Source organism: Pseudomonas sp. AMR01 (assembly GCF_041946035.1).
Taxonomy (GTDB): domain Bacteria; phylum Pseudomonadota; class Gammaproteobacteria; order Pseudomonadales; family Pseudomonadaceae; genus Aquipseudomonas; species Aquipseudomonas antarctica_B.
Window position 1 is genome coordinate 1 of record NZ_JAUTYR010000175.1, and the last position, 531, is coordinate 531.

At 61.6% G+C, this 531-nt stretch carries 1 protein-coding gene; it reads right to left on the reverse strand.

Annotation, left to right across the window (positions count from 1 at the left end):
- On the reverse strand, positions 1–531 hold a 531-nt coding region (locus tag Q7C20_RS27115; RefSeq protein WP_375071230.1), incomplete at both ends, for a DUF2125 domain-containing protein.

Here is a 531-nt window from a genome sequence, read left to right on the forward strand (position 1 = left end):
GAGATCCAGCCCCCCGGGCGTGCCGCCACGATTCTCGAAGGCCCGCAACATGGTTTCCACCTGCAGACGCATGGAAGGCGGCAACACCCCGGCGCGTTGAGCAATATCGACCAGCCGCGCCCAGTTTTTCACCTTGAGGTTCAGCGCCCCTTCGGGTTGGCCCTGTGGATCAACCGTCAAGGTTCCGCTGGCCGCGAGGGCAAGATTACCCCACGCAATACGAGCCTCCGATAGCGCGATCTGCTGCACCTGCGGCGCTTGTCTGCGCATTGCTGTGTGGCGGTTCAGGGGGTGATCAAAGGTAACCTTCGCATTGGCCGAAAGGGTCGGTGCCGAAGTGGGCGGGCCGTCCTCGGAAAAAAGGCGGCGCAGCAGGGGGCCGGGGGTAATCGCATCAGGTAGAATCTGGAGGCTATAGGTCATCGGTTCAGCTGCCAAATGACGCATCTCTGCACGCGCTTGCGCAATTTCCAAGAGCGGACCATCCGGCCCTTCAAGTTCGAGCATACCGCTGTGGAGGGTCAGTTGTTC